We start from the raw sequence: 9,293 nt of genomic DNA on the forward strand, positions 1-9,293 counted from the left end.
GCGGGACTGGCCGGAGGGCGTAAGGCAGTGGGGCATAGAGGGTTATGGGATGGCCACCGCGGGTGCCGCGGCACCGGCCCCGCGTTGCCCAATGGCGGCCGCGTCGGGATCGCCAAACCCTGATGAGCCATAAACACCGTCACATCAATCAGTTAGTCAATGATGGGCAATGATGCGGTTCCTGGCACAATATGAAGACATAAACGCTGTGTAGCCAATTGGTTACGCATACCAGTGACATTTCGGTGAGCGATGGGCATCCGCGATGCCGCGTGAGCTTGGGGCGGGTGTCCATACTTGCTCAACCCTGGGAGCCTGTCCAAGAATCCGCGTGGGACTGCGACGCCCGCGATTCTGGCCGCAGGCTAGGAGCACGGAGGAGGCGATGCAACGGAGAGCATCGCTGACGACGTGCGACAACGCCTGCGGCCAGAAGTCGCGGCGTCCCTTCGGGTTGCGGCGGCAGCGGAGCGTCTGCCGCGTTGCGTCTCCTCAGCGATGCGCTCCGTAGCATCGCCTGCGGAGCCGCGCCTTGCATCCGCCCCGCTGGCGCCGGCAACGCAGCCCACGGGGATTCTTGGACAGGCTCCTAGTGGGAGAGAGTGAGCAAGTATGGGTGGAAGGGCGAGAAAGGGGGTATTCTCGCGGTTCCTGCCATACCGGCTCTGTTCCGGCGGTGAGCAGGTATGAGCGGAAGGGCGAGAACCGACGATTGGCGGCCATCCGGCTTCGCCGGGCGTTCGAAGGGCCGTGCCCGCAGGGCGCGCAGAGGAGACGCGTGGGAGACGGCGGCGCTGGGTGCGGCTGAAGTGTTGCACACTCCCGAACTGAGGGGCGCGTCGCGCGTCACGGGCTTGACCGCGGGCCGGCAGGCGTGTATCATCTGATGACCCCGCGACCGCCAAGGCGCGGGGCGCGTGAGCTCGGCGGGAGGGCGACATGGCGCGTCCAGTGGGCGGGCGCCGGACGCGCCGGGAAGCGAGATGCACTCTATGGAACTCCTGCGTCGGACCATCCTGGTGGCGGGGCTGGTGTGCGCCCTGTGGTTCGCGGCATCGCCCGCGCCGGCCCTGGTGAGGGTGCGGGCCGTTGACTTTGCCGCCGAGCAGGCGCGCAAGCCGAAGTTCGCCGAGGCGTCGAGGCTGCCGCTCGCGGAGTTCATCGTGGAGGAGACGCGGGACCGCCTGGTGGCGGTGGAGGGCGCCGAGTGGGAGGAACTGCTGCGTGTCGCCCGACGCCTGGCGGCCGGCAGGGAGCTGGATGCCGCGTGGCTGCGTCGCGCGAACCTCGGGGGCCGCGCGACCAGCTTCTTCTTCCGCCCCGACGAAGCGCCCGTGCGCGATCTCGCGGGCAAGCTCAGCGACGATCACCCGTTCACCTACGTGGCCGTGGGCGTGAGCGGATATCTGGGGGTGACCTTCAGCCGGCTGTTCACGACGATGGGCGCGCCCCGGTGGCTGGCGTACCCGTTGCGCCGCTATGCCGTGTGGGTGTTCGCCGCCGCGCTGCTGCTCTATGTGCTGCTGCCGTGGCCGCGCGTGCGGGCCAACACGGCCTATTACTCGCGCGTGCGGGCCTCGGTGCTGCCCGACCTCATCGGCGTGATGCTCACCGGCGTCTTCTTCGTGATGCCGCTGATCATCGTGCCGCAGATCTCCCCGCGCGGGGACTTGCTGGATGCGGAGGGCGGGTGGATCATCCTCACGCTCGTCTTCTGGGCCTTGTGCGTCTTCGGGCTGGCCATCTTTGCCGTGGCCGCGCGCTACACGGCTTGCCAGGTGCGGGTGCTGGAGGACCGGCTGGAGTACGTCACCCTCACGGGAGTGCAGGCATTTCCGTATGGCGAGATCGCGGCGGTGGAGTTGGCCGCGTATGAGCCTCCCAGGGCGCTGGTGAGGGCGGGGTTCATCGTGAGCTTGATCAACTGGCGGGCGGCAGGTCCCACGCTGCTCGTCGCCAGCCGCACCGACTCCGTGTTGCGCGTGAAGGCGCGGGATGGGCGGTCGTTCCAGCTCGTGCTCACGGCGCTGCGCGGCGTGAAGCACGTGATCGCCGGCCTCCAGAACGGAGGCGTCGCGCTGTCGGACGAGGTGGCGCGGCTTGGCCGGGGCGAGAAGTCCGTCGAGCCTGAGGCCATCGCACGGCGCACCTGGGTGGCCACGACGCTTGCTGTGATCGCGATCGCCATCGGCGCCACCGCCGCGGGCCTGTGGGCGGAGAGCCCGCAGATGCCTCGGGTGGAGGCCCCCGATGCCGGAGGTCCGCCGGTCACGATCGAGCAGGTGGCCGAGCAGGGCCGGCTGATCGAGGCCATGTCGGTCGAGCGTGACGCCATGAAGCGCGCGCTCGACCGCTACAAAGCCGCATCAGAGGACGATGCCGCGCAGCGCAAAGAGGCCCTCCGCGAGTTCGAGGCTGCCAAGAAGCGCTTCGAGAATCTCCACTCCCAGTTCGAGGCGGTGGGGAAGGGCGCATCCGGGAAGCCCGAGGAGAAGATGACGCCATGACCAACGGCGCGCAGCCGAATGCCGGCGAAGCCCCGCGGCGAGTGGGCGCGTTGCGGGCCATGCTGGCCATGATGATCAATCCGGGCCGCGTGCTCGAGCGGCACGCCGGCTCGATTGCCGCGCCCTGGGCGCTGCTGGTCTCGGGTCTTGCCTTCACCCTCTTCTTCCTCCAGACTGCCCTCGACCTCGAACGAGTTGGGAAGATGGCGTCGGGCGACGTGGCGGCGCTCGCGGGCAAGGGCGCGGCGATGGGCATTCTGGGCGTGGCCGTTCTTGCGTTTCTGGCCTGGGCCTTCTCGCTGCCGTTCGGCGGCCAGCGCACGGCGGGATGGGCCGTGCGGGCCTTCGGCCTGGGCTACAGCCCGGCGCTCATCTACGGCGCTGTGGGGCTCGGCCTGAACCTTGGCCTCAAGTGGAACACGGCCGTGGCCTGCGGCGTCACGGGCCTGCTCTGGGCGCTCGGGCCGCTCTTTGCCGCCTTGCGCGAAATGACCGGCGGCAAGAACGGCGTGAGCGCCGTGCTCTCGACCCTGTGCGGGGCTGCGATGCTCTTCGCCTGGGCCGAACTCAGCCTGGGAGGCTGATGAGCCATGGCGGAACATGACTCGCCGGCGGGACTCCCCCGCGGCTACCCCCTCGTGCGGCTCGTCTCGTTCGCGGGCCTGGGCGCGCTCACCGCGCGCCATCTGAACGCCAATGAGATGGCGCCGGCTGTCGGGGCGGGCGTGGGCGTGGTCTTCGGTTCTGTGGGCCTGGGCTTCCTCCGCGTCCTGGTCAGCATCTTCTGCCCGCGCGTGATGCAGCGGCACGGCTACCGCGGCATCCGGGCGGCCACGGGCGCCGGCTTCCTCATGATGTTCCCATTCGCCGTCCTCGCGGCCGCAGCCGAGTTGCAGTTCGGCTGGAGCGCCGTGCAGGCGTTCGCCATGGCCGGCATCATGACCTCGGGCGCTGCCGCCGGCGCCGAACTGGCCAGGCTCGGCGGCGGGCCGATGGCCAGCGCCATCGTGCCCACGTTCCTCGCGTTCCTGTTCTCTGCCGCCTGGGGCCTGGCGACGGCCCTCGCGCAGATGCTGCCCCTGTGAAGGCAACCGAATGCGTTGCGGTCTCCTTCATCTCGTGATGGCCCTTGCCGCCGCGTTCTCCGCGTGCACGGCCGGCGCAGGCGAGGGCGAGACGAAGGTGGCCTGGGGGCCGCTGCCCGCGGGCTGGCAGGCGTTCGACAGCGACCGTCGCGATGCTCGGACCCTGCCCAGCCAGAGCGAAGCGCCGCTCGCCGTCGGCGGGCAGCAACTGAAGTTCTACGCCGGCAATTGGGGCAAGAACGACGGCGGCGTGAGCGTGGACGTGGCCTTGCTCGACCGCCCGTGGCGCACGTTCGACGACTTCAAGTCGGCGCTCACCGCGAACATGAAGGGGCAGGTGGACTACGAGTTCTCCGAGACCACGTTCCAGGGCTACCGCACCTTCCGCATCGTAGGCAAGGAGGGGGCGGCCATGTTCATCAACAAGATCGGGCTCAACTCGCACCAGGAGAGTCTCTTCGTCGAAGTGGACCCCGAGAATCACAAGTGGGCGGTGATCGGATGGGACATCAATATCGGCCTCTCGGGGCGTACGAGCGCGGAGGTCGAGGCGGTCAAAGCTCGGGCGCCCGGCATCCTCGCCCGCTACAGGCAGGAGGTCGCTCAGTTTCTCGAGACCCTGCGCCTCACGGGACCGGTCGGGCCGCCACCCCCGCCGCGCCGCTACTCGGCCACCATCGCGCTGCCGCCCAATCCCAAGCCCGGGGACGTCATCTCGCCTTCGGCGACCTATGAGGACCAGGACGGCAAGCCGCCGAAGCAGATCAAGGGCGAGGCCTGGCTCTTCAACGGCAAGTGGGGGCATTCGGTGGTGTGGGACGGGAAGCCGCTCGTCATCGAGCTTCAGGCCTCGATTGAGGGACAGGCCCTCGTCAAGAAGGTCGTCGTTCCCGCATATCAGACCTCAAGTGCGCCGCCGAAGGAGCCCCCGACCACCTCCACCACTTCGCCCGCCTCGGCCGCAGAGGGCAAGCCATTCGGGGAGATCATCCAGGCGCCGACGCCCGGCCTTACCGGCATCGGGCCGCTGCCCGGGCCGAAGAACCCCCTCGAGGCGATCATCAGCGTTGTGGGGCCGGGGCTCATCGGCCTCATCGGCAGCATCCTCAGCGGCTTGCTCGGCGGAGGCAAGCCTGTGGCTCCAGCTCCCAGTGTTCCGCCGCCGCCCTCCGCTCCCAAGCCGCTGCCGCGAAGCCCGCGCGCGCCCAGGATGCCCGAGCCGGCGCCGCAGGCAGCGCAGCCTGAGAAGCCCGAGCCGCCGCCGAAAGAACCGCGCAAGACGCGCTCGAGGGCCGAGCAGAAGGAGCGCGCCGAACGCGCCCAACGGGAGGCAGAGAAGGCGACCCGAGAAGCTGCTGCGGCCGGCTCGATCGCGGGCACTCTCTCGAACACCCTCTCGAACATCGGCAAAGAGGTCCGCGACACGGGCCAGGCGACCAAGGAACTCGTCACCAACGTTGGCCAAGCCGTCCATGAGGCCGCGCGCGACGTCTACCGCGACCCGACGATCCTCACCAATACGCTCAAGGGGTCCCTCGACACCGTGAAGGAGGGCGTGAAGGCTGTCGGCAACTCGGCCGTGGAGACCGGCAAGGACCTCGTGCAGGCGGGCAAAGACGTCTACAAGAATCCCGAGATTCTGGTGGACACCCTCAAGGGGAGCTGGACGACGACCAAGGAGGGCATCGGCGCCATTGCCAAGGGCGTGTGGGACTTCCTCACCGACCCGAGGAAGGTGTGGGAGGCCATCAAGAGCTTCTCCGGCCTCCAGAACTTCGAGAACGCGATGGACCCCAACCGGTCGCTGCCCGACCGCATCCTCCAGGTGGGGGTGGGCGTGGCGAACCTCTACGGCACCATCACCCTGACGCAGGCCGTGGGCAAGAAGCTGGTGGGCGGCGGCACGGGCGTCATCGGCAAGACGGGGGTGATAGACGACGTAGTGGGCGCGGGCGGGAGAGGCGCCGGCAAGTCGCCCGGCGCCGGCCGCGCGATGGCGGGCACCCGCAAACCGCCGGCCCCGGGTTCCAAGGTCAGCCCGACGCCCAGGGCCCCCGCTGCGCCTGAGGTGCCCACCGCATCCAGGCCCGCGGCTGCGCCCGAGGCACCCAGCGCGCCCAAGCCGGGGCCGAAGCCCGCGCCCGAGCCGCCTCCGCCCGCGAAGCCTGCGCCTCCGAAGGCCCCTGAGCCGGCCCCCGCGGCGGCCGAGCCTCCGCCTCCTGTGCCGCACAACACGCGCAATCTCGACCAGGTGCGCCAGCACCTGGCCGCGAACCCCTCCGATGCCGCCGACTACTACATCAACATGGACAAGGGCCGCCTCACGCAGACGATGCGGAGCCAGACCCTCGTGCCCGGCAGTTCCGGCGCCATCTACGCGTCGCCATCGGGCAGCGGGCCCCTGGGCTACACCTTCCCAGAGACACATGTCGTGCGTATCCCCAAGGGACAGTGCATCGAGGCGGCGCGCTTCCACAACGGCCGCTTCCTGGATTCGGCAGGAAAGGTCATCTCCGTGCCTCCGGACAAGGTGGTCATGGTCGCCGCCCCCGAAGGCACGGGACGAGTGGTGATGTACGTGGACCAGGCCGGCAACCCCACGCTGAACCTGCCCGCCAGCAAGTTGCAGCGTTGGGTGCCAGGCCATGGATTCGCTCCCGTGTGATGGCGTTCGCACAAGACCGGAGGCCAACGTGAGCACCCCCGACCGGGGAGGCATTGAGCCCTCCTTCAGATTCCAGATCGGCCGGAACGACCTCGGACCGCTCTTCGTGGACACGCTGCGCCTGGAGTGGAGCGCCACGTCGCCCCTCCAGACCGAGCTGGCAGGCTACCGGCCCGGCTCGGGCCAGGCCAGTCACGATCTGGCCGAGGTGGCCCGCCACCCGCTCCTGACCAAGGCGGCGCCCATTCTCGCGCGACCCACGTTCCGCATGCTCCACCGCACCGGCGGTGGAGCCGCACCCGCGAGCCACTTTGCCGCCTACAACAACAGGAACTTCGACGCCGACGCCATTGTCACCGTGACCCCGTCTTTCGAGGATTCGCTGCTCATCCAGCTCCTCGACCCGCTCGACGACTACTGCGCGTGGTGGACCGAACTCCTCGCGGCCAAGGTGGAGGACGAGCCGGCCAACTTGATTCCGGAGTCCCTGCCGCTCGAGTCGTTCGTCTACTTCCTGCATGCGATTGACGCCTATCGTCGCGCCTCGTACCAGAGCATGCTCGAGTACGCGCCCACCGACCAGCTCTTCCTCACCGCGGCGGAGTTCACCGACTCGATGGTCCGTTCGCTCCGAAGCCGCGACCTGCGCTGGCTCTTGCCCGCCTTCCTGCATCTGGTGCCCGGCCTCGACCTCTCGGGCTTCGACCCGCGCGAGGAGCATCTGGCTGCCCTCGCCGATAGTGGCTTCCTGCTCGCCGCCCGAGACCGCGAGACAGGCCAGCCAGGCCTGGCGTTCGGCGAGGCAGGCCGCTCGATGGGCATCGAGTTCCACCGCACCTGGCTGCTGGCCGTGGGCTTTGAGCTCGCGGCGCTGTCGCCCGAGAATGCCCACCCGTTGAGCCGCGGCCTCCTGGCGCCAACGGCCCTGGCCAACCACCTGGTGCTGCTGGAGAGCGTAGACCAGGGACGGGTCGGCGTCCACCACGAGGCTCTGAGCGCCGACTCGCTCCGTGCCAGGCTGCAAGAGCTCGTGACGGACGCGCTCGCCGGGGCGGCCGTCGCCGGTGTCTCGGCACCCGCGACGCAGAGCTCTGCTTCGAACTTGGTGTGCCCATCGTGCCGGGCCCGAGTGGGCGGCGACGCGCGCTTCTGCCCGTCCTGCGGCAAGCCCATGCCGGCCCCCGAACCCGTCGTGCCGTCCTTCTGCCCCAAGTGCGGCGCCAGGACGCAGCCCGGGGGCCGCTTCTGCGTCCGCTGCGGCGAGGCGCTGAGCGCACTCGCCTGACCTCCGGAAGCCTGCTCGGAGCCGTTCGAGCGCCTTCACCAACTGTCGCGACTTAAGGAGTCGTCTGGCCATGCACAGAGCCGCCCTTGCCAGCTTGTTTCTCGCCGGCCTCCTGTCTCTTCCCGCACAGGCCGTTGCCGACTGGCCGCAGTTCCGGGGCCCCTTGGGCAACGGTCACGCCGCAGCGCCCGGCGACGGCAAGCCACTCGGTCTGCCCCTCCGCTGGAGCGAAACCGAGAACATCGCGTGGAAGACGGCGATCCCGCATCGCGGCTGGTCCTCGCCCGTCGTGCTCGGCGGCCAGGTGTGGCTCACCACGGCGACGACCGACGGCCACGACTTCTTCGCCGTGTGCGTGGACGCGGAGACGGGCAAGTTCCTGTTCAACGAGCGGCTGTTCCACTCGGACAAGCCCGAGCCGCTGGGGAACAACGTCAACTGCTACGGCTCGCCGACGCCCGTGATCGAGCCGGGGCGCGCCTACATCCACTTCGGCAGCTACGGCACCGCCTGCCTCGACACCGCGGCCTTCAAGGTGCTATGGGAGCGCACCGATCTGCCCTGCCGCCACTACCGCGGGCCGGGGGCCTCGCCCATCCTGTTCGAGGACCTGCTCATCCTGTCGTTCGATGGCGTAGACGTGCAATACCTCGCGGCCCTCGACAAGAAGACCGGCCGCACCGTGTGGAAGACCGACCGCACGACCGAGTGGGATGATCTGGATGCGGACGGCAAGCCGAAGATCGAGGGCGACTTCCGCAAGTCGTTCACCACGCCTCTCGTCTTCGAGGCAGGCGGCGTGGTGCAGATGATCAGCCCCGGCTCCAAGGCCTGCTACTCGTACGACCCGCGCACGGGCAAGGAGCTGTGGCACGTGCGGCACACGGCCCACACCTCGGTGCTCCGCCCGCTGTTCTCGCACGGCCTCGCCATCTTCTGCACGGGCCTGGGCGGACCCCAGCTCTGGGCGGTCCGCCCCGACGGCCGCGGCGACGTCTCCGCCACCCACGTGGCCTGGAAGGCCACGCAGGGCGCCCCCCGAACCCCCTCGCCCATCATCGTCGGCGACCTGCTCTACATGGTCGAAGACAGCGGCCTCCTCACGTGCCTCGAGGTGGCGACGGGCAAGGAGGTGTGGAAGGAACGCCTCGGCGGCAACTACGCCGCATCGCCCATCTACGCCGACGGCCGGCTCTACCTGTGCAGCCAGCAGGGCAAGACCACCGTGCTCAAGCCAGGCCGCATCTTCGAGGTTCTGGCCACCAACACACTCGAATCGGGCTTCATGGCCTCGCCCGCGGTGGCCGGCCGCGCGCTGTTCCTGAGGACGAGGACGCACCTCTATCGCATCGAGGCGCCCGCCTCCCCTGGAAAATGACCCAACGAAGGTGCCCGAAGGCCCCCAACGCAGGAGCTTGCCCGATGAGGCAGGTGGTCCTTCTTCTGGCCGCGGCATTGGCTGCGCAGGCCGTTGCCGCAGAGGACGGCGGAATGAAACACTTCCCGATCGATTGGCGCGCAACGGAACGCTCGGTGGTGGACCTCTCGGGCCTGCTCGAGAAGTCCGCGGGGAAGGCAGGGCAGGCCCGCGAGTTCCGTCTCGACAAGCCCACCGTCTGGTACTTGATCCGCGCGATGGAAAAGCCGTGAGCGCGCGAGAGGAGCCGGGGGAATCGCGTTCCCCCGGCTCCGGTGCGAGGAAGGACGGCGGGCTCAGACCACGTCAATCGCGGCAAACGCGCCGCCAAAGC

Annotated in this window: 7 protein-coding genes; all 7 read left to right on the forward strand. The window is 69.2% G+C overall.

The features are described from left to right. Positions 1-992 precede the first annotated feature (992 nt). The 7 genes from PLE19_23015 to PLE19_23045 all read left to right on the forward strand — a co-directional run bounded on the left by PLE19_23015 (position 993) and on the right by PLE19_23045 (position 9,192). A complete protein-coding gene (locus PLE19_23015; GenBank protein HPD17819.1) occupies positions 993-2,507 on the forward strand; it encodes a hypothetical protein in 1,515 nt (504 codons plus the stop codon). Next, on the forward strand, positions 2,504-3,091 hold the full coding sequence (locus tag PLE19_23020) for a hypothetical protein (GenBank protein HPD17820.1): 588 nt from the start codon (positions 2,504-2,506) through the stop codon (positions 3,089-3,091). Before PLE19_23015 ends, PLE19_23020 begins: the two co-directional genes overlap by 4 nt. 6 nt (positions 3,092-3,097) lie before the next feature. Further along, positions 3,098-3,592, forward strand: coding sequence for a hypothetical protein (locus PLE19_23025; GenBank protein HPD17821.1), 495 nt, complete (start codon positions 3,098-3,100; stop codon positions 3,590-3,592). 10 nt (positions 3,593-3,602) lie between these two features. Then, on the forward strand, positions 3,603-6,257 hold the full coding sequence (locus PLE19_23030; protein HPD17822.1) for a hypothetical protein: 2,655 nt from the start codon (positions 3,603-3,605) through the stop codon (positions 6,255-6,257). Positions 6,258-6,285: 28 nt separating this feature from the next. After that, positions 6,286-7,542: a zinc ribbon domain-containing protein gene (locus tag PLE19_23035; GenBank protein ID HPD17823.1), complete on the forward strand. Its 1,257-nt coding sequence runs from the start codon at positions 6,286-6,288 to the stop codon at positions 7,540-7,542. Between the two features lie 70 nt (positions 7,543-7,612). Continuing rightward, complete coding sequence (locus PLE19_23040; GenBank protein HPD17824.1) at positions 7,613-8,920, forward strand: PQQ-binding-like beta-propeller repeat protein; 1,308 nt, start codon at positions 7,613-7,615, stop codon at positions 8,918-8,920. Positions 8,921-8,964: 44 nt separating this feature from the next. Next, complete coding sequence (locus PLE19_23045; protein ID HPD17825.1) at positions 8,965-9,192, forward strand: hypothetical protein; 228 nt, start codon at positions 8,965-8,967, stop codon at positions 9,190-9,192. The last annotated feature ends 101 nt before the right edge of the window (positions 9,193-9,293 follow it).

It is taken from the genome of Planctomycetota bacterium, from assembly GCA_035384565.1.
Taxonomy (GTDB): Bacteria; Planctomycetota; PUPC01; order DSUN01; family DSUN01; genus DAOOIT01.